17 protein-coding genes are annotated in these 23364 nt (G+C 50.3%); 11 read left to right on the forward strand and 6 right to left on the reverse strand.

Annotated features, from left to right (window positions below):
• Positions 1–15: 15 nt before the first annotated feature.
• Genes HMPREF1212_RS07260 through HMPREF1212_RS07275 form a run of 4 tightly spaced genes read right to left on the reverse strand, consistent with a single transcriptional unit; the run spans position 16 to position 2635 of the window.
• Positions 16–243: a DUF3791 domain-containing protein gene (locus HMPREF1212_RS07260; protein WP_046148913.1), complete on the reverse strand. Its 228-nt coding sequence runs from the start codon at positions 241–243 to the stop codon at positions 16–18.
• On the reverse strand, positions 240–758 hold the full coding sequence (locus HMPREF1212_RS07265; protein ID WP_046148914.1) for a DUF3990 domain-containing protein: 519 nt from the start codon (positions 756–758) through the stop codon (positions 240–242). The genes HMPREF1212_RS07260 and HMPREF1212_RS07265 overlap by 4 nt, the downstream gene beginning before the upstream one ends.
• Positions 752–1060, reverse strand: a complete 309-nt coding sequence (locus HMPREF1212_RS07270; RefSeq protein ID WP_046148915.1) for a DUF3791 domain-containing protein — start codon at positions 1058–1060, stop codon at positions 752–754. The genes HMPREF1212_RS07265 and HMPREF1212_RS07270 overlap by 7 nt, the downstream gene beginning before the upstream one ends.
• A 24-nt stretch (positions 1061–1084) precedes the next feature.
• Positions 1085–2635, reverse strand: a complete 1551-nt coding sequence (locus tag HMPREF1212_RS07275) for an ATP-binding protein (RefSeq protein WP_046148916.1) — start codon at positions 2633–2635, stop codon at positions 1085–1087.
• Positions 2636–2784: 149 nt separating this feature from the next.
• On the opposite strand from HMPREF1212_RS07275, the gene HMPREF1212_RS07280 reads away from it, so the two are divergent.
• The 5 genes from HMPREF1212_RS07280 to HMPREF1212_RS26275 all read left to right on the forward strand — a co-directional run bounded on the left by HMPREF1212_RS07280 (position 2785) and on the right by HMPREF1212_RS26275 (position 11934).
• Positions 2785–2982 (forward strand): hypothetical protein, encoded by a 198-nt coding sequence (locus HMPREF1212_RS07280; protein ID WP_028728403.1) that lies wholly within the window; start codon positions 2785–2787, stop codon positions 2980–2982.
• Positions 2983–3027: 45 nt separating this feature from the next.
• Positions 3028–3816, forward strand: coding sequence for a DUF4469 domain-containing protein (locus tag HMPREF1212_RS07285; RefSeq protein WP_046148917.1), 789 nt, complete (start codon positions 3028–3030; stop codon positions 3814–3816).
• Positions 3817–4066: 250 nt separating this feature from the next.
• Positions 4067–6052, forward strand: a complete 1986-nt coding sequence (locus HMPREF1212_RS07290; protein WP_046148918.1) for a GLUG motif-containing protein — start codon at positions 4067–4069, stop codon at positions 6050–6052.
• A 35-nt stretch (positions 6053–6087) separates the two neighbouring features.
• Positions 6088–8931: an alkyl/aryl-sulfatase gene (locus tag HMPREF1212_RS26270; protein ID WP_052724933.1), complete on the forward strand. Its 2844-nt coding sequence runs from the start codon at positions 6088–6090 to the stop codon at positions 8929–8931.
• Positions 8932–8934: 3 nt separating this feature from the next.
• The gene (locus HMPREF1212_RS26275) at positions 8935–11934 is read left to right on the forward strand and encodes a GLUG motif-containing protein (RefSeq protein ID WP_052724934.1); all 3000 of its coding nucleotides are present in this window, start codon (positions 8935–8937) and stop codon (positions 11932–11934) included.
• A 165-nt stretch (positions 11935–12099) separates the two neighbouring features.
• On the opposite strand, the gene HMPREF1212_RS07305 is transcribed toward HMPREF1212_RS26275, so the two are convergent.
• A complete protein-coding gene (locus HMPREF1212_RS07305) occupies positions 12100–13656 on the reverse strand; it encodes an ATP-binding protein (protein ID WP_046148919.1) in 1557 nt (518 codons plus the stop codon).
• Between the two features lie 333 nt (positions 13657–13989).
• Between HMPREF1212_RS07305 and mtgA the strand changes: the two genes are divergently transcribed.
• From mtgA to HMPREF1212_RS07320, 3 genes are read left to right on the forward strand one after another with little or no spacing between them, the layout of a single operon-like run.
• A complete protein-coding gene (gene mtgA, locus HMPREF1212_RS07310; protein ID WP_046148920.1) occupies positions 13990–14784 on the forward strand; it encodes a monofunctional biosynthetic peptidoglycan transglycosylase in 795 nt (264 codons plus the stop codon).
• The gene (lipB, locus tag HMPREF1212_RS07315; protein ID WP_046148921.1) at positions 14730–15395 is read left to right on the forward strand and encodes a lipoyl(octanoyl) transferase LipB; all 666 of its coding nucleotides are present in this window, start codon (positions 14730–14732) and stop codon (positions 15393–15395) included. The genes mtgA and lipB overlap by 55 nt, the downstream gene beginning before the upstream one ends.
• Complete coding sequence (locus HMPREF1212_RS07320) at positions 15395–16330, forward strand: tRNA dihydrouridine synthase (protein ID WP_046148922.1); 936 nt, start codon at positions 15395–15397, stop codon at positions 16328–16330. Before lipB ends, HMPREF1212_RS07320 begins: the two co-directional genes overlap by 1 nt.
• Here the strand turns inward: HMPREF1212_RS07320 and HMPREF1212_RS07325 are convergent.
• A complete protein-coding gene (locus HMPREF1212_RS07325; protein WP_198293256.1) occupies positions 16287–20771 on the reverse strand; it encodes a translocation/assembly module TamB domain-containing protein in 4485 nt (1494 codons plus the stop codon). The two genes, HMPREF1212_RS07320 and HMPREF1212_RS07325, sit on opposite strands and share 44 nt — an antisense overlap.
• 142 nt (positions 20772–20913) lie before the next feature.
• On the opposite strand from HMPREF1212_RS07325, the gene tsaD reads away from it, so the two are divergent.
• The 3 genes from tsaD to HMPREF1212_RS07340 all read left to right on the forward strand — a co-directional run bounded on the left by tsaD (position 20914) and on the right by HMPREF1212_RS07340 (position 23357).
• Positions 20914–21933 (forward strand): tRNA (adenosine(37)-N6)-threonylcarbamoyltransferase complex transferase subunit TsaD, encoded by a 1020-nt coding sequence (tsaD, locus tag HMPREF1212_RS07330; protein ID WP_028728411.1) that lies wholly within the window; start codon positions 20914–20916, stop codon positions 21931–21933.
• Between the two features lie 388 nt (positions 21934–22321).
• Entirely contained in the window at positions 22322–22810 is a 489-nt protein-coding gene (locus tag HMPREF1212_RS07335) for a CinA family protein (protein WP_046148924.1), read from the forward strand.
• A complete protein-coding gene (locus tag HMPREF1212_RS07340) occupies positions 22803–23357 on the forward strand; it encodes a Crp/Fnr family transcriptional regulator (protein ID WP_028728413.1) in 555 nt (184 codons plus the stop codon). The genes HMPREF1212_RS07335 and HMPREF1212_RS07340 overlap by 8 nt, the downstream gene beginning before the upstream one ends.
• Positions 23358–23364: the final 7 nt, after the last annotated feature.

A 23364-nucleotide genomic window follows, 5' to 3' on the forward strand; every position in this document is an offset into this window, starting at 1 on the left:
ACTTATGTAGATTGATTATCCTTGCTTATCCTGCAATTCGCGTATCACTTCATCTACGATGTAGAGGTCACCGTAAAGATATAGCCCGGTGTCAGGATTATGGAAACGTTGGCAGGTATCGCTTTCATAGAAGATATCGAAAGCTTCTTCGGGAGATACATTCAGCCGTTCCGAAAGACGGACAGCAATGCATCCTATGCGCTGCCATAGGATGATGTCTTTTATGATATTATCGTTACTCATAATTTACTATCCTTTTGAAAATCAGTAGCAGTCAATAATTCGGTAGCTACATAATGCAAACATTCGCTTACCAGCGGTTGACTTAACAAACACATCTGGTTATTAGGTAAATGCTGTGCCAGACGCTCGAGAGCCACATCTGCTGTCATCAGGCCTAACAAATAGAGGTTGACCGTATCGACCACTCTGTCATTGGCAACACCTCCTTCAACAAAGTCATACCCTTTCCACGGCTCCAGCCCTTTGCGGCTGTTGGCTATAAAGTTGAGCCATGCTTCATCGTAAGCATCGAAATAAAGGCATCGATAGGTTGAACGAACGCGTTCTATGTCTAATTCATAGACATTCAGCAACGGTTTTACGTTACGTCCTGCGCTTTGGCGTTGTGCCCAGCCGACAGCTTGTTCCCGTAAATCGGTAACGTAAAAGCCCTGTCCGAAATCCAGGTTCGGACGTCCTGCATTACAAAGAGGTTGGGGGACAGCGCAAGTTGCGCCATGATAAACTTTTAGCATGAGCCGTTTCCTTTCTCCTGCTGTTTCAACAGATAAAGATTAGTTCCTTTGGGAGCGGTGAAACCTTGACTGGCTTCCCAGTTATTCAGGCATTCAAGAACATTAGCGGTGATGTTTTCCCGGCTTTCCGTATGAATTGTATCATAGTGCCGGAGAATGTAGCCGTTTATCAAGTCTACACGTTTCATCCGTCTATACATTTCCTTGTATGTACAGCCAACCTGTTTGGCTGCTGCTTCTATACACGATGCAGCGAACCCCATGCGTATTTCTATGTCAGTCAGTTCCAGTAACCGTTCCATTTTGATTCTCCTTTCTTTATTTTATTATTCTTCCACCACCCACCGTTCGATATTCCGCATCTCATTGCTGAAATTGATGCCGATCTTGAATAGTTTGCGCGGGTCGGAGGCGAAGGGGAGGGCGTAGTTCTTTTCATTGATCTGCCGGAGCGCTTCCTCGGCGGTTCCTTCAAATTTGAACTCCATCAAATAGATGAATTTGTCTGTTTGCAGCACCAGGTCGATGCGGCCTTGCGAGGTGTGATATTCCGCCTTTACATAGAAGCCGATCAACTTGTAGACGATGAAAAGCACATTCTGGTAATGTAACTCCAGTTCGCGTACCAACTCGTAAGGCGTATCGGCAAAGAAGGATTGCAGGCGGCGGAAAAAAGCGTCGTAATCGCCGTTCTCCACTTCGCGGACGAATTTCGTGATATGGAAAGCGACGTCCACCTTATTGGTGTCGGCATAGAAAGGCAACAGGAACTTCATAAACCCTTCATCCACTTCGCGGTTGGGGAACCCCAGGTAGTACGTGCCGAAACGGCGGTCGTAGCCTTTGATCGTCAGGTAACCACTTTGGTAAATCACCGGTATCGGGTTGGTCGAAGAAGAGTCGATGCTGTTGAGCGTATCTTCGTCGGTTTCTATATTCTCTATGTTATGGAGGTCGTAATTATGCATTTTCAGCAGTTCCACCAGATAGGTCGGTGTTCCGGTCTCGAACCAGTAATTGCCGAATTTCCGTTTGGCGAATGTATTCAACAGGCTGAATGGGTTGTATATACCAACGGAATTCTCAACGAAATGATAACCGTCGTAACGTTCTTTCAGTTCGTCGCAAGCCTCGTCGTAAGTCAAGCCTTGCGTCTGTGCCAGTTGGCTGATGCCCTCTTCAAAGTTATTGTGCAACTCCTGCTCGGTGATACCGCAGAGCGCGGCATAATCTTCCCACATCGACAAGTCCATCAGATTATTCAATGCACTGAACACGCTGATCTTGCCAAACTTGGTGACACCCGTCAGGAAAGCGAACTTGATATGACCGTCCATTGTTTTCAGTGCGCCGTAAAAAGCCTGCAAGGTGTTGCGGAACGATTGTTGCAGTTCCTCATTTCCAATAGCCTGCAACATCGGCTTGTCATATTCGTCGACAAGGATGGCAACGCGGTGGCCTGTCTTTTCATGAGCCCGGCGGATGATACCTTGAAAGCGCAAGGCCGGCCCTACTTCAGACGGTTCGCTGCCATACATCTGTTCCCACCTGGTCAGGGTCGCGTTAAGAATATCCACTAAACTTTCCGGAGTATCATATTTCTGCGTATTCAGGTCGAGATGCAATATCGGCCGTTTCACCCAATCCGTTTCCAGTTTTTCCAATGCCAGTCCTTCGAACAACTCTTTCTTTCCTTCGAAGTAAGCTTCGAGGGTCGACAGCAGCAGGCTCTTTCCGAAACGGCGCGGACGGCTGAGGAAATAATACCGGCCGTTATTAACCAACTGGTAAATCAGGGCTGTTTTATCGACATAAAAGTATCCGTCATTGCGGAGACTTTCAAAGTTCTGTATTCCGATAGGATATTTTATGCTCATGATCTTGACGGGTTTTTAGGATTTCATAGTTACAAAGATACATTTTTCTTCTGTCTCTCCCTTTTCCCCCTCTCTTTTTTGTCTCATTTTGCAAAATGTTACAACATTCTCCCACCTTTTCTCCACCTTGCAGCATGAAAATAATGCAGATGATAGGAATACAACACATCAGTGATAGGAATACCACCGTACCCGATTGGTTTGTGACATTCTACGATTCAGGCTACTTCTGGGTTGCCATCGTCGTGTTGATGGTGGTGGCTGCCGGACTGATCGTGGTGGCTTGCCGGCTCTACTATCAGATACAGGAGGTGGAACGCATCCTGGAAGAACGTAAAGAGAAATGACGAGATTTTAGATATCACTAGTATTAACAATATAAAAGTACCATTATGGCAACAAAAAAGTATGTGTGGAAATTCGACCTCGAAGAGTACCTGATGACAAAAGACGTGAAGGAAGACTTCGCCGCTAAGGTGAAACCGATCCAAACTTTCTACATGGCCGACGTGGCGCGATTGATCGCTGAAGAACGCACCGAATACCGCATCGACACGATCGTGAACATCACCAAACTGGTGGAAACGAAAATCCGCCAACTGGCTTGTGGAAACAACATCGTGATAACAGACAACGTGCAGTATGGCCCCGCCATCACCGGCCTTTTCCTCGGAAAGACAGGCCTGGTAGACCCGGCGAAGAATAAGGCCGTTATCAACATGAACCCCACCGCCGCCATGCGCGCCGAGACCGATCTCGTAGCCCTCGAATTTTCGGGAACGGTAAGAGATATGGGCGGCGCCAAGTTCGGACTCGTGAAAGACGTGACCACCGGCAAGACCGACGGCACCATCACCCCCGGCGGTATGCTCGACGTCACCGGCTCGAAGATACGCTGTGTCGGAGCCGACGGTCTCTCGCTCGGCTCGCTCACCCTGGTCAATATGGCCGACAAGAGCGTGGCAGCCACTATCACCGTGTTCGGTATCAACGATCCCAGCCGCCTGATGTTCAACATTCCCGCTGATCTGGCCGACGGTGAATACGAGCTCACCCTCGAAACCTGGTTCAGCACCAACAACACCCAGCTCAAGCAATCGCGTACCCTTACGTATACCCTTCCGCTGGTGGTGGGCGGCACAGGAGGAGGTGGCGAAGACGACCGTCCGGTGATCGAATAAACGCAGCCGGACGACACCCGTTTTTGTTCGATCCGATCGAACCGACCCCTTCGACCTGTTCGAACCGCCCCGTTCGATCCGATCGAACCGTTCCTTTCGACCCGGTCGAACGCTCCCTTTCGAACCCTTCGACCGCTTCCTTTCGACCCAGTCGAACGGAGCGGCCCGATCGGGTTCTTTACAGCAAACAGCCATTCCGGCATGGGAACTGGATAGTCAATCAGTATAAATCATTAACACTATAATATGTATGGAAACAATAACAAAGACAAAACAGCAATCCGCTCTCCGCCTTCTGGCGGCACTGTTCTTCCTCTGCCTCTTTGCCCCGATGGCGGCAGGGCAGGATAACTGGAAAGACTATTTAAATGGTGTGAATCAGATAGCAAACACAGACGGTGGCGACGGCTCATCCTGGGACAACGCCATCGTGATAGCCACCGCCGAAGAGCTTGCCTACTTTGCGCAGCAGGTGAATAGCAACCAGTCTATCACCCATAAAGGCGGCGCCTCAATCGAACCGGATAAAGTTAAAGACTGCTACTTCGCCCTCTCCTCTGACATCAACCTGTCCGACCATTACTGGACGCCGATAGGGAGTGCCATGAATCCCTTCAGAGGCCACTTTGATGGCTGCAACCACGAAGTGAGAGGACTGGTGGTGAGTGTGGAACAGGATGCAGGTATAGCCTATGCTGGATTATTTGGTTATCTCAACGATGGAGCTACTATCCGCAACCTGGGTATCCGGCTTGGAGAAGGGGGAGTGAAGGCTACGCTTACGGCGGATTATGAACCAAACTTTGAATCCATTGCCTATGCCGGTGGATTAGCGGGGTACTTAAGCAAAGGTTCCATTAGCAACTGCTACGTAGAGGGAGATGCGTGTGTGATGGCTACCGGTCCAAAGAATGCCTATGCCGGAGGATTAGTAGGATTAACATTTGATAATGTAACTATCACCCACTGCTACACTACTGTGAATGTGGGCACCGGTGGTTTACAAAGAAATCAGTGCAATGCCGGAGGTATTGTCGGTAGATTAGAACACAAAGGTGAAATCTCCTATACCTATGCTACGGGAACTGTTGATGCAGAAAATGCGAACTATGCCGGTGGTATTTGTGGATACTCCTCTGGACGTATAACAAACAGCCTGGCTCTGAATACGAAGATTAATGGATTGAATGCGGGACGGATAGCCGGAAATGGCAAAGGCGTTACCTTTGCCTTCAACTATGCCTCCCCCTGGGTGCAGCTAAGCGGCAAGACTTTCCCCGACAATCAGGTTACCAACCAAAATGGTGCCAACACCAGTCTGAATAGCTTTGAAGCCGATCTGAAGAAGGGAGACCCCAGCAGCGGCTGGGCTAATAACTGGACATTCGAGTCCGGCAAGCTACCACAGTTGAATGGCATGGGTGGTAACCCCCCGGATGCCGCCCCCTATTTCCTTCCGAAGCATACCCTTTACATCGTTTCTCCTACCGGAGGGACTCTGAAGGTAACAGACAAAAACGGAAACAAACTATCTGACGACAGCAAGATAGCCCCCGGCACCCTCTTGACGCTTTCGTATACGGAAAACCCTAATTACCGTTTCTCGAAATACCTTTCCGGCAGCAGTGCCGACAATCTGCGGACTCTTTCCGGCAACACGATCCTGATGCCCGATGCCGACCTCTACCTGAGTGTCCGCTTCAATTACGAGGATCCCACGCCGCCACCGCCACCGCCTACGGTCTACTACACAGTCACCTTACCCTTTGTAGAGGGCGCCGTGACCGACCCCGTGGCAGGCGATTACGAAGTGGAATCGTGGAGTACCTTCCGCTTCTACCTCACATTGGATGCGGACTACGACGAGTCGCAGCCCGTGGTCACCACCAGCCGTGGCGAGACGCTTCAGCCCCGCAGCTCCGACGGAGCCTATCTGGTGAAGTACGTGCGCACCGACGTGGAGATCTTCATCGACGGTATCGAGAAGAACCCGCCTCCCGTTGCCAACGAACCGATCCGCACCGCCGCCCCCGAGCCGGAGATATGGAGCGAAAACGCCTGCCTCTGCATCCGCCTGCCCGAAGGCCTGCCGTCGTCGCCCGTCCGCATCTTTACGCCGGAGGGTCGCCTGCTCGACAGCTTCCGTTCAGTCCCGGGACTGAACCGTCGGCAATTGCCGACGAATATCTATATCGTACAAGTTGGTGCGACGGTGCGAAAGGTAGCGGTAAAATAGTCCGTTATAACATAAACAACTAAAAATATCATATCATGGAAAAGAAAACATTTATCAGCAACAACCCTATCGGCAGCCAGCCGGTGGTCACCGATTTCACTGCTAAAAGCAATGAAGCGCAATATATCCTGCTGGGCGACACTACGCTTGAAAAAGTGGATACCCCCGATTATACGGGCGACGGCAATTGTGTTGTATACAAACACAATGATAACGAAGACAAGGATGAAAAAATAGTAGTCTGGAGCCAGGCTGAATACGACTTCCTGGAAAAACAATACGACAGGAACTACACCGTCCATCCCAGCCTCTGGAACAACGGCCGCAACAACCATCTGAACGGCGTATTCCGGGTACACGACGAAATGCCCATCTTCCAGGTGCGCGGTTACGATATGGCAAACATCTCCTTTGTATATACCGGCAAGTCGTGGCTGATCTTCGACACCCTGATGAGCGGCGAATGCACACAGGTGGCAGTCGATCTCTTCAATGACTATCTGGATAAGAAATATAAAAACAATTATGCAAAAGTAGGTAAGGAGACGATAGAAGCCGTCATCGTCAGCCACAGCCATATCGACCACTACGGCGGACTGCAAACCCTGAAGGATATCAACGGTGGCGAGCTAATTATCTACGCTCCCAAAGGTTTCGAGCAGCATGCTGTAAGCGAAAACCTCTATGCCGGTGTAGCAATGGGGCGCCGTGCCTCTTACCAGTACGGCACCGGTCTGGCTGCCTGTCCCTGCGGACGCATCAGCATCGGTATCGGCCAGGGACAGTCGAAAGGTACGGTGGGTTACTTGCGCCCCTCCTTTGAGGTGGACGAGGTTTTTATGAACAGCCATGATCACGATTTCAAAGGCATAAAGGAAACAGGTCGGCGTTACCTCGTTTTCGGCAACGTTCGCCTCTACTTCCAGCTAACTCCCGGCACCGAGGCTCCGGCGGAGATGAACAACTATCTGGAGTTTTATCAAGACGGTCAACTGGTTCACCGTGCCCTTTGGATGGCCGAAAACTGCAACGGCACGCTCCACAACCTCTATACCCTGCGGGGTGCCCAGGTACGCGATGCCAAGGCCTGGTCGGACTTCCTGATGCAAACACTCAGCCTCTGGCCCGATGCCGAAGTGGTGTTTCAGGCACACAACTGGCCCCGTGTCAATGCCGTAAATAAGGAGAACGCCGTAAACGAATACCTCTTCCGTACCGCCGCCGCCTACAAATATCTCAACGATCAGTGCCTGCTCTACATGAACCAGGGCTTCAAACCCGACGAGATAGCCGAAAAGGTGCGTTTGCCCAAACCGCTGGAGTGCACTCCCTACCTGCGTCCTTACTACGGCACGCTCAAACATAATGCCCGTGCCGTCTACCAGCGCTACCTGGGCTGGTATGATGCCAATCCGGTGCACCTCGATCCGTTGCCCGAAAAGGAACGGGCAGAGAAGTATGCCGCGCTGCTGCTTCAACCGGCAGAAAATCTCGTAAAGCAGATAGAGGCAGAATATAAGCAGGGCAATTATCGTTTCGTGGCCGATGTCTGCTATCAGCTTCTGTTGGGAAAGGCTCCCAACGATGAATCCTATCGCGATTATCTGGCCGATTCGTTGCAGCAACTGGGCTTTTTGGCCGAGTCGGGCATCTGGCGCAACAGCTACCTGTCCGGAGCCGGGGAGGTGCGCGAAGGCACGCCGCAGCAGAAACCGTCGGTTGCCCCGTTGCTCAATGACGATGGTACTTATAAAATGCCGCTCAGTTCGATGATGCGCAATATGTCTAACGAAATGCTGCTCGACTATCTGGCTATCGTGCTCGACACCGACAAGGCTTCGGCCCTCGGTGCAGAGGCTTTATGGAGCCAAAAGTCCAAACCGGCAACGACCGACTTCTATCTCGGAATTACCTCTATGACCTCTGAATCTTCTGATGATACGCAATTGTTCCATGTTTCGGTAGAGTATGGCGTATTGCTTTATCGGAAAATATTGGATGAGGACATTTCAAGCCCTGTGAAAGTTATCCTAACCAGAGAAAACCTTTATTCGCTGATTGCCAATATCGGTAATAATGCGAATATAAAGAAGATAGTCGGTGGCTTGACGGGCGACGACCGTGCTATCTCTTTATTGCAGCAAATCTTCTGCTATATGGTAAACATCAACCGATACGCTACCTTCGACATCATGCAGCCATGCAACGACCGGTATTATCAGTGGGTGGAAAAATGTGCCGGGATGCTCGAAGAGTCTTATGATAATATAAGTGTCATCTCATTTGATACAGCGTATTTTCTGTCGGATAATGATAAGGATTGCTGGAATAGTACCGGTTGTGAACTGGTAGACGCCGGCATTATAGACGACCTTTACTTTTTCTCGGAAACTCCCGCAGAAGAGTATGGTGGGATCGGCTACGATAAGACCTTCTACAAATACCAGTATTGCGAAACCCTGTATGAATGCTATAAATACCTGGCAGGCAACTACGTGCCGGACAGCGGAACCCAATTCGTAAAGTTCTGTATCGACATGGTTGAACCTTACGTGAACCGTTTCAGGAGAAAGCCAGGCGAAAGACCTGACGGAGCCACCCCTAAAGGCGAAGGTCGGGGTGCCGAGTATTATCCTTTCGATGAAGATGATCTGAATACCTGGAAGAAGTATTGTTTACAGGTATTCGGATGTATGGATACAAATAAAGATATACGGTATATTTACAATGAGAATATTCGATTTTGCGGAAATGGCGATACGAGTAATAAAAATCCGGGAATCGGTCAAGACGGAGAGTTCTACGGCTCCGAACTCCTGCATTTCCTTTATCTGTGCTATCGTTTCCTTTACGATTATAAACATAAAACAATAGGATAGATTATGAAACTGATAACAACTTACCGACAAACAGCCTGCCGCCTTCTGGCGGCACTGTTCTTCCTCTGCCTCTTTGCCCCGATGGCGGCAGGGCAGGATAACTGGAAAGACCATTGTGCGACTCAGATAGCAAACCAAAACGGTGGCGACGGCTCATCCTGGAACGATGCCATCGAGATAGCCACTGCCGAAGAGCTTGCCTACTTTGCGCAGCAGGTGAATAGCAAACAGTCTATCAATTATGGTGACGGCAAATCGATCGATCCGACCGGTAAAGGTCAAGCAGGAGGCTTTATGTCCTATTACTTCGCCCTCTCCGCCGACATCGACCTGTCGGGTTATGATTGGACGCCGATAGGGAACACTACTTCTTTCAAAGGTAATTTCGACGGCCGGGGGCATTGTGTGAACAGCCTGAAGGTGATGAAGGTCGAAACCGTTAGTGGGGAAGCCTATGCCGGCTTGTTCGGTTCTACGTATGTCGGAATCCTCCGTAACCTCGGTGTCCGTCTGGCGGATGCGGGGATACAGGTAAATTCGACGGAGCGTGTTGTTTATGCCGGTGGAATAGCCGGGTGCGCTCATAAAATCTTTAACTGCTATGTAGTGGGAGAGGGGAGGATTGAGATACATTCTTCATTGAACTTTGGCTATTGCGTCGGTGGGATCGTAGGATATCTTGACACTGATGGTTCGCTTGCTAATTGTTATGCTACTGTAAATGTAAAGGTAGGACCTAAAGGTGAGGTTCATGTTGGTGGTATTGTCGGGTATGGTAATTCTAGATCAACGATCTCTCACACCTATGCCACGGGAGATGTTGAAGCGGGAACAGGAGATTATGCCGGCGGTATCTGCGGATGGTTGGAGAACGGGGGCACACTCGAAAACAGTTTGGCCGCCAATGGACAGATAATAGGAGGTAGCTCATATAGTAACCGGATAGTTGGGGGAAAGGGTGAAAATGCCACTCTCGGCACCAATTACGCCTCTCCCGAGATACAGGTGAACGGCCAGACCATTAGCAGCAGCGCCGCAAATGAAGCCAATGGCAATGACGAGATCACCCTCAAAGACTTTGAGACAAAACTGAAAGGAGATAGCAGCAATGACTGGAACAATGCTTGGACTTTCCCTACCGACGGCAGCTTGCCCCAGCTGAAACTGAAAGGTGAAGACTCCGGCGGCAATCCGACTTACTCCGACTGGCCTTCTGAGACCTCTCCCCAACAACCCATCCCCGCCTCTGACCACCTGATAGCCGGAAGTATCGTGAATACAGATGGTGGCGACGGCTTATCTTGGGACGCCCCCATCCTGATAGCCAACAGAGCCGAACTGGCCTATCTGGCAAAGCAGGTGAATGCAGGAGCAAACCTCACGGTAGATAAGAATTTGTCTGGCGGTACTTTGGAGAATAAAGACGACAGCGACTCCGGCTTCAAAGGCATCTACTTCGCCCTCGCCGCCGACATCGACCTGTCCGCCCATTACTGGACGCCGATAGGAAATCGCGACCATCCTTTCCGCGGCAATTTCGACGGCAAGGGTCATTGCGTGAAGGGGCTGAGGGTGAAGGTGGAGACGGCTGTCTCTAAATATGCCTATGCCGGCTTGTTCGGCTATGCCTCGGTTGGAACCCTTCGTAACCTCGGTGTCGTTCTGGCGCCGGAAGGGGTACAGGCTGTTCCTTCAACGCTAGCTAGCGCCTATGCCGGAGGAATAGCCGGACGGGCTAGCAATATCTCCAACTGTTATGTTGTGGGAGAGGGGGAGGTTATGGCGAAAGGAAGATCTGGTAGGGGTGACAGCGGGCAGATTGAGGTTACTTTATCCGATGCCGGTGGTATAGTGGGATCTCTTAACTCTTCTCTAACCCATTGCTATGCCACTGTCGGAGTGAAGGCGAAGGGAGATTACAGCAACTACGCCGGCGGTATTGCCGGATATTCTTCTACTGGTGGTGTAATTTCCTATACCTATGCCACAGGAGCTGTCGAGGCGGCAGACGGGACGGATGATAACTACGCCGGCGGTATCTTCGGGAATTTTCAGACTGGAACGCTCTCAAACAACCTCGCCCTGAATGAACAGGTAAATGGAAAAGAAGGACAGAGCAACCGGATAGCCGGAGGTGTATCCTCATCTGTCACCCTCTCCGACAACTACGCTTCTACGATACGGGTAAACAAGAAGGTCGTCAGCAACGGTAACGATAAGGATGTGAACGGTGCCGATACTTGGCTCGATACGTTCAAAGGTAATCTGATACCCGACCCTACCGCCGCCGACAACGGATGGAGTAAGGCATGGTCTTGGAGTGGTGGCGGTAGTAGCAACCTGCCGCAGTTGAAGATAGTGAAGGGCAATGCCGATGGCTTTCTTTCTTACACCGACTGGCTATCCCCTTCCTGCCAGCCTACCCTGCCGGCAAGCGATTATCTGGAGAATAAACCCGTGCCGCCGGTCGAACCTGATCCTGAACCCGAACCCGAACCTGCCCCAACGGTCTACTACACCGTCACGCTACCGTCTGTAACGGGAGCCGTGACCGACCCCGTTGCAGGTGATTACGAAGTGGAGTCGTGGAGTACCTTCCGCTTCTACCTCACGCTGGATACGGCTTACAACCAGTCGCAACCCGTGGTCACCACCAGCCGTGGCGAGACGCTTCAGCCCCGCACCTCCGACGGAGCCTACCTGGTGAAGTACGTGCGCACCGACGTGGAGATCTTCATCGACGGTATCGAGAAGAACCCGCCTCCCGTTGCCAACGAACCGATCCGCACCGCCGCTCCCGAGCCGGAGATATGGAGCGAAAACGCCTGTCTCTGCATCCGCCTGCCCGAAGGCCTGCCGTCGTCGCCCGTCCGCATCTTTACGCCGGAGGGTCGCCTGCTCGACAGCTTCCGTTCAGTCCCGGGACTGAACCGTCGGCAATTGCCGACGAATATCTATATCGTACAAGTTGGTGCGACGGTGCGAAAGGTGGCGGTAAGGTAGGGGTTTAAAACATAGAAAAATGTGAACCCAAATGACAGGCTTTGTAGGGGCGGGGTTTGCCCGCCCTTTGCGACAATAATATAACAACCGGTGGAGAAGGGCGGGCAGACCCCGCCCCTACAAACGACACTACATTCAAAACTGCCAAGAACTGAACTGTTCGCATCATATAGCCGTTTCCACCACCCACCGCTCGATATTCCGCATCTCATTGCTGAAGTTGATGCCGATCTTGAATAGCTTGCGCGGGTCGGAGGCGAAGGGGAGGGCATAGTTCTTTTCTTCAATCTGCCGGAGAGCTTCCTCGGCGGTGCCTTCGAATTTGAACTCCATCACATAGATGAACTTGTCCGTTTGCAGCACCAGGTCGATGCGCCCTTGTGAAGTATGGTATTCCGCCTTTACATAGAAACCGATCAACTTGTAGACGATGAACAGCACGTTCTGGTAATGCAGTTCCAGGTCGCGCACCAACTCGTAAGGCGTGTCGGCAAAGAAGGATTGCAGGCGGCGGAAGAAAGCGTCGTAATCGCCGTTCTCCACTTCGCGGACGAATTTTGTGATATGGAAAGCAACGTCCACCTTGTCGGTATCGGTGTAGAAAGGCAACAAGAACTTCATAAACCCTTCTTCCACTTCGCGGTTAGGGAAACCCAGGTAGTACGTGCCGAAACGGCGGTCGTAGTCCTTGATCGTCAGGTAACCGCTCTGGTAAATCACCGGTATCGGGTTGGTCGAAGAAGAGTCGATGCTGTTGAGCGTATCTTCGTCGGTTTCTACATTCTCTATGTTGTGGAGGTCGTAATTATGCATTTTCAGCAGCTCCACCAGATAGGTCGGCGTACCGGTTTCAAACCAATAGTTGCCGAATTTCAGTTGATCGAATGTGTTGAGCAGGCTGAAGGGGTTGTAGATACCGATGCTGTTTTCTGTGAAATGATAGCCGTCGTAACGCTCTTTCAGTTCGGCGCATGTTTCTTCATACGTCATTCCTTGTTTATTAGCCAACGCATGCAGTACTTCTTCAAAATACAGATGTATCTCCCGTTCCGTAATGCCGCATATGTCGATGTACCGTTCGTCCATCGACATATCCTTCAGGTTATTGAGTGCGCTGAACACGCTGATCTTACCGAACTTGGTGACGCCTGTCAGGAAAGCGAACTTGATATATCCGTCCATCGTTTTCAGTGCGCCGTAAAAAGCCTGCAACGTGCTGCGGAACGATTGTTGCAGTTCCTCATTTCCGATAGCCTGCAACATCGGTTTGTCATATTCGTCGACAAGGATGGCAACGCGGTGGCCTGTCTTTTCATGAGCCCGGCGGATGATACCTTGAAAGCGCAAGGCCGGCCCTACTTCAGACGGTTCGCTGCCATACATCTGTTCCCACCTGGTCAGGGTCGCATTGAGAATATCCACTAAACTTTCCGGAGTATCATATTTCTGCGTATTCAGATCCAGATGCAACACCGGCCGTTTCACCCAGTCTTTTTCCAGCTTTTCTACCGCCAACCCTTCGAACAGTTCGCGCTTGCCTTCGAAGTAGGCTTCGAGGGTGGAGATCAGCAGGCTTTTGCCGAAACGGCGCGGGCGGCTGAGGAAGTAGTAACTGCCACGATCCACCAACTGATACATCAAGGCTGTTTTGTCGACATAGAGATATCCGTCTTTGCGGAGTTTCTCGAAGTTCTGTATTCCGATAGGATATTTTATGCTCATGATCTTTGACGGGTATTTAGGATTTCACAGTTACAAAGATACATTTTCCCTCTGTAACCTCCTTCAGTCTTCCCCCAAATTCTTCCCCCGGCACGTTTTTTTCCCACTATTCGCATCTTTACGCCCGAAGGCTGCCTGCTCGACAGCGACGAATATCTAGATCGTACAGGTTGAGGCGACGGTGCGAAAGGTGGCGGTAAGGTAGGTGTTTAAAACATAGAAAGATTTAGGCCTATTTGGACATAAACAATCTGTCATAAATAAACCTGTAACAAAGCCTGTCATTACCATTACTTTTTGTAAGTTTGCCGTCACTAAAGAAGACTGAACAGTATGCCTTTTATAAAACGAATTTTAATCTGGTGCCGGAATATCCTTATATTCCTGTTTGTATCCAGTCTGTTGGCGGTGGTGGCTTTCAAGTTCATCCCCGTTTACTATACGCCTTTGATGCTGACACGCCTGTATGACCAGTATAAGGCCGGCAAACCCTTCAAGCTCGACCATAAATGGGTGCCGTTGTCGGAGATTGCCCAACCGCTGGTGCAGGCGGTGGTCGCTTCGGAAGATAACCTGTTCCTCGACCATAACGGCTTCGATATCGAGCAGATACAGAAGGCCCGCGACGAAGCCGAGAAAGGGAAACGTGTCCGGGGTGCCAGCACGATCTCACAGCAGACAGCCAAGAACGTATTCCTTCTCCCTACGAAAAGCTATATCCGGAAAGGGATCGAAGCCTATTTCACCCTATTGATCGAATGGATATGGGGAAAGGAACGCATCATGGAGGTCTATCTCAACTCCATAGAGATGGGGGATGGTATCTACGGGGCCGAGGCGGTGGCACAGGCTCATTTCAAGAAGCCGGCAGCCGGGTTGAGTGCGGGCGAGGCGGCGTTGATAGCTGCTTCACTACCCAATCCGCGGAAATTCAATTCCGGCAAACCTTCTCCCTACATGTTGAAGCGGCAGGGGCAGATCCTTTCCCTGATGGGTAAGCTGATAAAGATACAGATGGGCCACGGTGCCGGAGAGATAGAAAATAAAGATGGTAAAATAAAAAAGAGAAAGAAATGGAGAGCTTCACTTTTCACGACCTCGGACGTATCGCTTATGCCGACGCTTTAAAGGTTCAAACGGAAGCGTTTGAGACACTGCTGCATGCCAAGGTGTGGGGCGGACAGGGAGAGAATAAACTGTTTTTCTGCGAACATGAACCCGTGCTGACGATCGGCAAGAGCGGAAAAGACGCTAACCTGCTGATCCCTGCCGAGCTACTGAAACAGAGGGGCATTTCCTTCTTCCACACGAACCGGGGAGGGGATATTACCTATCATGGCCCCGGACAGATCACCGGTTACCCGGTATTCGACCTCGAACACTGGCAACTGGGACTGAAACAGTATATCCACACCCTGGAAGAGGTCATTATCCGCTTCCTGTCTCTCTATGGGATAAAAGGGGAGCGGTTGGAAGGGGCGACCGGCGTCTGGATCGACCCCGAAGTAAAAGGCCGTGCCCGTAAGATATGTGCCATCGGAGTGAAGAGCAGCCGGTATGTCACCATGCACGGCTTTGCGCTGAATATCAATACCGACCTGAGCTATTTCTCGCTGATCAACCCTTGTGGCTTCACCGATAAAGGCGTCACTTCGCTGGAAAAGGAATTAGGCGGAAAGCAGGATTTCGAACTGGCTAAAACACAACTTCATTCATTATTCTCAGAACTGTTTCCCTGATGGATTATAAAATACATTTCGCCCCTTTGCAAGGATATACCGATGCCGTGTACCGGGAAGTCCACCACCGTATATTCGGTGGGGTGGAGAATTATTACACCCCTTTTGTGCGTGTGGAGAAAGAGGGTTTCCGCAACAAAGAACTGCGTGACGTGTCTCCCGAACATAACCGGGACATTCCGGTCATACCCCAACTGATAGCCGCTACACCCGATGAGTTCCGGCGTATCGCCGCCTTCTTCCGGGAGCAGGGATACAGGCAGGCGGATATAAATATGGGCTGTCCTTTTCCTATGCAGGCCCGTCTGCACCGGGGATCGGGGATATTACCTTATAAAGAGGAAGCCGTCGCACTGCTGGACACGCTCCGGGAGTTTCCGGAAATGAGCTTCTCGCTGAAGCTCCGGCTGGGGTGGGAGCGGCCGGACGAATCGTTATCTCTTTTGCCCCACATCAACGCTCTGCCTTTCACCCATGTCACGTTGCATCCGCGGATCGGGGTTCAACAGTATAAAGGGACGGTGGATATGGATGGCTTTTCCCGTTTCTACGAAGCATGTACCCATCCGCTTATTTATAACGGCGACCTGAATACCCTGGAAGATATCTATTCGGTAACAGACCGTTACCCCAGCCTGAAAGGCGTTATGCTGGGACGGGGATTACTGTCGCACCCCTGGCTGGCAACCGAATATCTTACCGGCCAAACATTGCCGGAAGCAGAGAAACGGACAAAGCTTGCGACCTTTCATCAGCTCCTTGCTGAACAATACACTTCGCGTCTGGAAGGCGGCGACCACCAGATACTGGCTAAACTGAAAACCCTTTGGGAGTATCTTCTGCCGGATGCGGAAAAGCGTCTGCGAAAGAAGGTGCTGAAAAGCAACAACCTTACTGCTTATTATTCGGCTGTGAAGGAGCTGTTATCGTTGTAGTATCCGTTCTCATCGGCGGAACCGTATCGGCAGGGGCAAGCGGCATAAGCGGCAGTCTTTTCCTTCTGCGGAAGAATTCCGACAGGTGGGTGAAGTCCTTCTTGAACATGATACCTACCCCTTGTGTGGTTAGCGACTGCTTCAGATAACGGTACATATCGTTGGAGTGGTTGTAAGCCTTCAGGCGGATCTCCCCGCTTCTGGTGAGCTTATATTCGAGATCGAATTCTCCTATGAAATCATTCTTTTGACTAGCTTCGGCAGTCCTGTTCTTGTAGCCGAAACTTCCGTTAAGCAGCAACCGGTTGTCAAGCAATTGGCTCGACAACATCATTTCGACTTCGGTGTCTTGTATGCCGTCTTCGCTGGTACGGATGTTGGTTCCGATCTGCACCTTGTCGGTCAGACTGTTCAGGATACTGGATATTTGGGATGAGAGGGCAGATGAAGCTACGGCGCTCAGTTCGCTTGAACGGTAGGTGCCGACGCCACGATTATATTCTGGGGTATCGAACTTATTCAGCACCAGCAAGTAGATGATTTGCCGGGTCATCATATCTTCTGTGTCTATCAGCGATTTCATCTGTCGTTCTATCTCTTCGTTGGAACCGGGCAGCTCCAGGTCGAATGAAATAGCCGGGTTGCGCAACATACCGTCCAGGTTAAGCACGCAGTTTACCGGAACGTTTGTTCGCGCGCTTTGTCCGGCAAGACTTTCATCCAGGTCACGCAGGTTGGCTGTCAGGTTATAGATCGCGTTAACATGCATCGTGGCATCGAAGGGATCGCCGCGGAAGTCGATCGAACTACCGTCGCGTATCTTAAAGTCCTTGTGTATGATCTGTTGCAGGCTGAAATTGTAGTTACCGCTTACGATACCCATATTCCCATACATGCGCAGGTCTGTCTTCGTGCCGTATTCAATTTGCATGCTTCCGCTACAATTCCCGGTGATCTTATCGCCTGCTATCGGATCCATGATCAGTTCGATATTGGCATCCGGGTTGATATCGAGCAGGAAGTTCATGCGCAGCTCGGCTCCCTCTTCCTCTACGTTGGACGCGACGTTCAGTGAATCGTAGGGGAGTGTGCCGTTGGCGGCGGCATCCTTGAGCTTCTTTTTATCGACGAAAGTGATAAAATCGTAGTCGGCAGCCGTTGTATTATTCATGAAGTCGAGTGTGACGGTCGTCTTCGGATCGTTCCGCATATTAATGTCGAAGTTGATCAGCTTGTCGTTTCCTTTGATGGAAGCCGTTCCGCTACCAAACACCGTACCATAGATCAACGGGTTTAATTTACGGGTAGCATCAAACACCAGCATGTTGTTTGTCTTGACGTTCACATCGAAGCTGACATCCTTGAAATGGTTGTGATAGACGTGCATGTTGACAATCCCCGAGTTGCCGAACTTGTCGTTCACTTTCAGGTCTCTCATGTTAATGGAGCCCGCATCCAGATGGATGGAGTCGGAGAAGGTATAATAGGTATTGGTATATTCGATACCCAGTCCGCCGTCTTCCACGTAGGCATCTCCTTCTACGGTCAGTGCTTTGAAGGGGCCGTGCAGGTGGACGTTTCCGAAACCGCGTCCCTGTATATTCTTGGCTACCTTATCCACAAAAGGATGGAGGAAAGCGATGTTGAGGTCGTTTGCCCCGAAGAACAGCGACAGGCCGGCATTCTTCCCGACGGGGAAAATGTAACCGCTTACGTCAGTCCATGTCGTATCGTTCTTATAGATACTGCCGAGCATCAGGATGCCTTGCTGCTCGTCGTCCCATTCGCTGAACAGGTTCAGGCGGCCGAGTGCAACCTGGTTGAAGGAGAAGTCTTTTATTTCCAGGTCGGTGTTCAGCATACGACTGCCGTACAAGTCACATATATTAAAGGTTCCTGTGGCTTTCCCGGCAAATTGCAGGACGGGGATATTCAGGATGTCGAATATGTAGCTGAGCTCCACTTCCTTCAGATCCATCAGCAGCGTGTCGGCCGGATTGCTGGAAATGCTACCGTCCAAACGAAGATATTGTTGCTCGTTGGATACTTTGAAGTTGTCGATATCTATCCTGCCGTCAGCTATTGTTATCTCCGAAGGGTTGATTTTCCATATAGAGTCGTTCAGTATCAGCGGACTTTCGTTCAGGGATATATTAGTCCGCAGCGTACTGGGCTTTTTTTCATGCTCTTCTTCCGTGAAAAGGGCGGAGGCAGACAGTTCGGCCCTGAACACTTTCTCTTTATTGTTCGCCCATCCTACCAGGGTATTGATCCGGTTGTCTTTTGCATCTGCTTTCAGATCCAGATAGTTACGGGTTCCCTTCTGGTTGTAGTTGACCGCTTTCAGTTGCAGGGTTATGTCTTCCGCCGGATTGTCACAAGTCAGGTAACCGGATTCAAACATCGAATTGCCCAGCTTGAACTTCGGCAGGAAGGCTTCGAAGCGGAATTTGTTGTACAGGTTGTTATAATGGCCGGTGATGCGTCCCTGGCTTACCATAGTGAAAGGCAGCTTCAACGTTTTGGAGATGCTGTCGGTGTTTTCGACGGTAAGGAGCAGGGAGAAGTTGTTTTCTTCCACCTTCTGTTTTTTCTGCGTCGCGTTGATCAGAGCCGGTATGTATCCCTTGAAAGTATTCATAAAGCTCGGCACAATCGTTTTAAAGGAATAGGCTCCGGTCACTTCCCCGTTCAGGATATCTGAAGAGATCGTCAGGTGCCGGTCGAGCGAATGCCCCGAAGCGGTTACCTGGAACTTCTTCAGGAAGAAACTGCTCGGGGCGGTTTTGAACGACAGACTGTCTATCGTGATGTTCCCTTCGAGGTTGTCGATATTGTTACCCGTGAAGTCGGCGTTGAGTGATAACGAGATATCCGGCGATTCGTATTTGTCGATCAGGTTCAGGCTGTCCGGCCGGAAATGCTGTAAGTTGGCCGTAAAGTTGAACATGGAGTTTTGTCCTTCATGCCTGAACATACCCTCGGCATAAAGCTGACCGTTCGGATCGTTCACCTGCACCATTCCGTCGAAACTGTTCTTTTTGAAATTACCGGAAAGGTGGATGTCGTTATAGGTATATTTCTTGTATTCGATCTCGTCGATGTTTGCCTTTATGTTTCCGAAGAAACCGCTGTGTTTGTGCTGTTTGGCGTCGATCGAGATGCTGAGCTTTGTATTCCCGTACGGGTTCCCTTCGTTGAATAACTCATCCAGTTGTAAACCGGGGGTTGAAACATGTCCTTTCAGATAGGCCGTGATGCCGTTCTCCTTGTCGCTACCGAATATCATATCCGTTTGTACGGAACCGATGGCTGACGAGAACTTCCCGAATGCAACCAGGTTATCGAAAAAGCCGGATATCTCACCGGTAAAGTTAACCGTGCCGAGCTTGACGACCGGATCGGGAAGTGTGACGGGCTTCTTGTTGAAGTTGTTCACCAGTCCGGCTATACCGTCGGTGGTGATATACATTTTATTGACCTGTCCGAATATATAGGCCTCTTCGGGGTGGGTGATCCCTTTCAGCTCCATTTTTCCTACGAAAAGCATCTTGTCGCTGTACCGGAGTGTCAGCCGTTTCAGGTCGATATTATTAATGTAGCCGGACGCCTCGGCCGACAGCTCGATCGTCTCCGTGAAATTCTGGAAGGCGGGGACGAAAGGCGACAGGTCTTTCAGGCAAATCTGGGAAGGGGAGATATTGAGTTCCAGCGGAGCCTGGTTGAGCAGTTCGGTGGCATTCTTGATCTCTTGCATGCCTATTTGGGCACGGCTGATCTTCAGGTCTGTCTCCGGTAGTTTTATCTCGAAGTTGTTGATGAAAGCACTGTCGCGGTTACCGATGATATTCATCGTAAGCTTGTTCAACTCAAAACCGGAAGCCTCGTCGAAACTCATCTTCTTGATGTTGGCATTCAAGCTGTCCTTATTGAATGCTTTCAGGGATATTTTGGCACTCAGGTTCTTGATGTCCACATGCTTACCGTTGAACTTGCCGGGCGTGGGGGCTTCGCTTTCCACATCATAGCGGAAGTTTCCCCGGCGGATCAGTATCGAGTTGAAACGCAGGTCGATATTCGGGTTCTTCTTCAAGGTGTCTTTGCTGGCGAAAGCATCGATCACGAATTGGAGGTTGAGCGGGGCATCGGGTGTCTTTTTCTTCAGATTGACCGAGAAACCGAACAGCCTCACGGTCGAGAATACGAATTTGCCTTTCAGCAGGGGCAATACCTCGAAGCCTGCTGCTACGTGGTTGGCTTCAAACAAGGTTTCCCCTTCCTGGTCTTCCAGGTATAAGTTGTCGAGAACCAGCCGGTTGAACCATTCGATATTTACGTTTCCTATCTTTACGGGCACACCGAGGTGACTGGATAATTCGGTCGATGCAATGTTGGAAACCTGGTGTTGAACATACGGTATCTTCAACAGAATGAAGGGCATTGCATAGAATATCCAGAGCAGAGTAAGTAGGGTAATGATTATGTATTTGAGTCCTCTGATATCTTTACTATATTTTAAGCACAAATCTACAACAATATCGCGATAGAAATCATTAAATTTGCACAAAAAATAAGAGAAGAGTATGAGTGTAACAATATTGGGGATAGAATCATCTTGCGATGATACTTCCTCTTCCGTAATACGTGACGGCGTGATGCTGTCGAATGTGATCGCCAGCCAGGCTGTTCACGAAGCTTATGGTGGTGTGGTTCCGGAGTTGGCATCACGTGCACACCAGCAGAATATTATTCCGGTGGTTGCCGAGGCGATCAAGCGTGCCGGCATCGATAAGTCGGAACTGGATGCGATTGCCTTTACCCGCGGGCCGGGTCTGATGGGCTCCCTGCTGGTCGGTACTTCCTTTGCCAAAGGGTTTGCCGCTTCTTTGGACATCCCGATGATCGAGATCAACCATTTGCAGGCGCATGTGCTGGCTCACTTTATCAAGGAAACGCCCGAAGACGATCATGCTCCCTCGTTCCCGTTCCTGTGTTTGCTGGTGTCGGGCGGTAACTCGCAGATCATCAAAGTGAATGCTTATAACGACATGGAGGTGATAGGGCAGACGATAGACGACGCAGCGGGCGAAGCCTTCGATAAATGTGCGAAGGTGATGGGGCTGGGATATCCCGGAGGCCCGGTGGTAAACCGCCTGGCTAACGAAGGTAATCCGAAGGCCTTCGTATTCAGCAAGCCGCATATTCCCGGATACGATTATAGCTTTAGCGGACTGAAAACGTCTTTCCTCTATACGTTGAGGGATAAGCTACAGGAAGATCCTGATTTCATCGAAAAGAACAAACAAGACCTGTGTGCCTCTTTGCAGTCGACGGTGATCGACATCCTGATGGATAAGTTGCGTAAGGCAGCCAAAGACTTGAATATAAAAGAGGTGGCTGTGGCCGGTGGCGTTTCTGCAAACTCCGGTTTGCGTGATGCTTTCCTGGATCATGCCAAGCGGTTTGGTTGGAAAGTGCATATCCCGAAGTTCGCGTTTACAACAGACAACGCTGCGATGGTAGCCATTACCGGTTACTATAAATACCTTGACAAGGATTTCTGTCCGATGGACGCGGTTCCTTTCTCAAGGGTTGTTATTTAAGAGAACTACTTAAGGGTTGAATAGAAATATACTATCACACTATCACTTTTTGTCGCAATATGCTGTGAACGTGATTGTTATAGGGTGATAGTATGTGTTTTCAACTATCACTCATCTATCACACTACTATCACTCCCTGCTTAAAAAGTTGGATAGACAGTATGTTGTTTTTAGTAAGTATATGACTAAAGTTCAGTAAGATAGTGACAAAAGTTGCTTGACATCCGGGTCTCGACACCTTCGACACCCGGGTGTGAGCATCGTCGGGATGGGGGTGTAAAACCGGGTGAAACGGGCATCCTGGCAACTAAAAGTCTGTATCCGGGTGAAATTTAGTCATAGCTTTGGGAGAAAAAGATAGTGATCTGGCTATAAATTAATAAACGATATGAATAATAATTCAATAACCAGCCAACTAGGGGAACTCCTGCGTTCGAGAGGTTTGCTGATGGGTACGGCGGAGAGTTGTACAGGCGGACGCATCGCCAATATGATTACCCTGGTAGCAGGCAGTTCCGATTATTTTGTCGGCGGTGTTGTCTCCTACAGTAACGAGGTGAAACACAATGTGCTCGGAGTTTCGGAAGAGAGTTTGCGTCTTCATGGTGCCGTGAGCCGTGAAGTAGTGGAGCAGATGGCGCTGGGTGCTATCCGTACCCTGGGGTGCGATTGCTCGGTGGCTACTTCGGGCGTTGCGGGGCCGGGTGGCGGAACGCCTGAAAAGCCTGTCGGTACGGTGTGGATCGCTGCGGCTTTGAAAGACCGGGTCGTTTCACATTGTTACCATTTCGGCACGGTACGGGCTGAAAACATACAGTCGGCAGCCGATACCGCTTTGACGATGTTGCTTGAACTTTTACAGAAGTCGAATGGATAAATTCATCGAACAACAACGACTGGTCTATCCGATGTCGGACGAAGCGATCCGGCTTCTGGTCGATGAAATGGATGAGGTTTCTTTCCCGAAAGGCGATTTGCTTGTCAGGGAAGGCGACCGTGACCCGTTCGTGTGGTTCGTCAGGAAGGGGCTGATCCGTTCTTATGTCGAAAGAGAGACGAAAGACATCACGCTATGGTTCGCTTCGGATGGCGAAATGATCAACTTTGTCTATCGTGATATCGCAGCCTATAATATTGAAATGGTGGAAGACTCGGACTTGCTCCGCATCCCCGCCCGGCGGTTGGAGGAGCTTTTCGAACATTCCCATGACATCGCTATCTGGGGGCTGAAGCTGCTCGACTATTATCTCCGGGAGTATGAAAATTACTTCATTAATGATAGTTGGAGTGATGCCCGCGAGCAATACGAAGCCTTGTTGCGCAGTAACCCTGAACTCTTCCAGCGTGTGCCTCTCAAGCATATCGCGTCCTATCTCCAGATCACCCCGCAATCGCTGAGCCGTATACGTTCGTCTTCTAAATAAAAAGCAC

Origin of the sequence: Parabacteroides sp. HGS0025 (genome assembly GCF_000969845.1) — a bacterium.
Classification (GTDB): Bacteria; Bacteroidota; Bacteroidia; order Bacteroidales; family Tannerellaceae; genus Parabacteroides; species Parabacteroides gordonii.

What these genes read in the sequence shown, in the direction of transcription:
- HMPREF1212_RS07320 (WP_046148922.1), top strand. Translation starts at nt 15,395, where the DNA reads ATGGATTATAAAATACATTTCGCCCCTTTGCAAGGATATACCGATGCC.
- HMPREF1212_RS07265 (WP_046148914.1), bottom strand. Translation starts at nt 758, where the DNA reads ATGCTAAAAGTTTATCATGGCGCAACTTGCGCTGTCCCCCAACCTCTT.
- HMPREF1212_RS07275 (WP_046148916.1), bottom strand. Translation starts at nt 2,635, where the DNA reads ATGAGCATAAAATATCCTATCGGAATACAGAACTTTGAAAGTCTCCGC.
- HMPREF1212_RS07285 (WP_046148917.1), top strand. Translation starts at nt 3,028, where the DNA reads ATGGCAACAAAAAAGTATGTGTGGAAATTCGACCTCGAAGAGTACCTG.
- HMPREF1212_RS07335 (WP_046148924.1), top strand. Translation starts at nt 22,322, where the DNA reads ATGAATAATAATTCAATAACCAGCCAACTAGGGGAACTCCTGCGTTCG.
- HMPREF1212_RS07280 (WP_028728403.1), top strand. Translation starts at nt 2,785, where the DNA reads ATGATAGGAATACAACACATCAGTGATAGGAATACCACCGTACCCGAT.
- HMPREF1212_RS26275 (WP_052724934.1), top strand. Translation starts at nt 8,935, where the DNA reads ATGAAACTGATAACAACTTACCGACAAACAGCCTGCCGCCTTCTGGCG.
- HMPREF1212_RS07260 (WP_046148913.1), bottom strand. Translation starts at nt 243, where the DNA reads ATGAGTAACGATAATATCATAAAAGACATCATCCTATGGCAGCGCATA.
- HMPREF1212_RS07290 (WP_046148918.1), top strand. Translation starts at nt 4,067, where the DNA reads ATGGAAACAATAACAAAGACAAAACAGCAATCCGCTCTCCGCCTTCTG.
- HMPREF1212_RS07305 (WP_046148919.1), bottom strand. Translation starts at nt 13,656, where the DNA reads ATGAGCATAAAATATCCTATCGGAATACAGAACTTCGAGAAACTCCGC.
- HMPREF1212_RS07325 (WP_198293256.1), bottom strand. Translation starts at nt 20,771, where the DNA reads ATGCCCTTCATTCTGTTGAAGATACCGTATGTTCAACACCAGGTTTCC.
- HMPREF1212_RS07270 (WP_046148915.1), bottom strand. Translation starts at nt 1,060, where the DNA reads ATGGAACGGTTACTGGAACTGACTGACATAGAAATACGCATGGGGTTC.
- HMPREF1212_RS07340 (WP_028728413.1), top strand. Translation starts at nt 22,803, where the DNA reads ATGGATAAATTCATCGAACAACAACGACTGGTCTATCCGATGTCGGAC.
- HMPREF1212_RS26270 (WP_052724933.1), top strand. Translation starts at nt 6,088, where the DNA reads ATGGAAAAGAAAACATTTATCAGCAACAACCCTATCGGCAGCCAGCCG.
- mtgA (WP_046148920.1), top strand. Translation starts at nt 13,990, where the DNA reads ATGCCTTTTATAAAACGAATTTTAATCTGGTGCCGGAATATCCTTATA.
- tsaD (WP_028728411.1), top strand. Translation starts at nt 20,914, where the DNA reads ATGAGTGTAACAATATTGGGGATAGAATCATCTTGCGATGATACTTCC.
- lipB (WP_046148921.1), top strand. Translation starts at nt 14,730, where the DNA reads ATGGAGAGCTTCACTTTTCACGACCTCGGACGTATCGCTTATGCCGAC.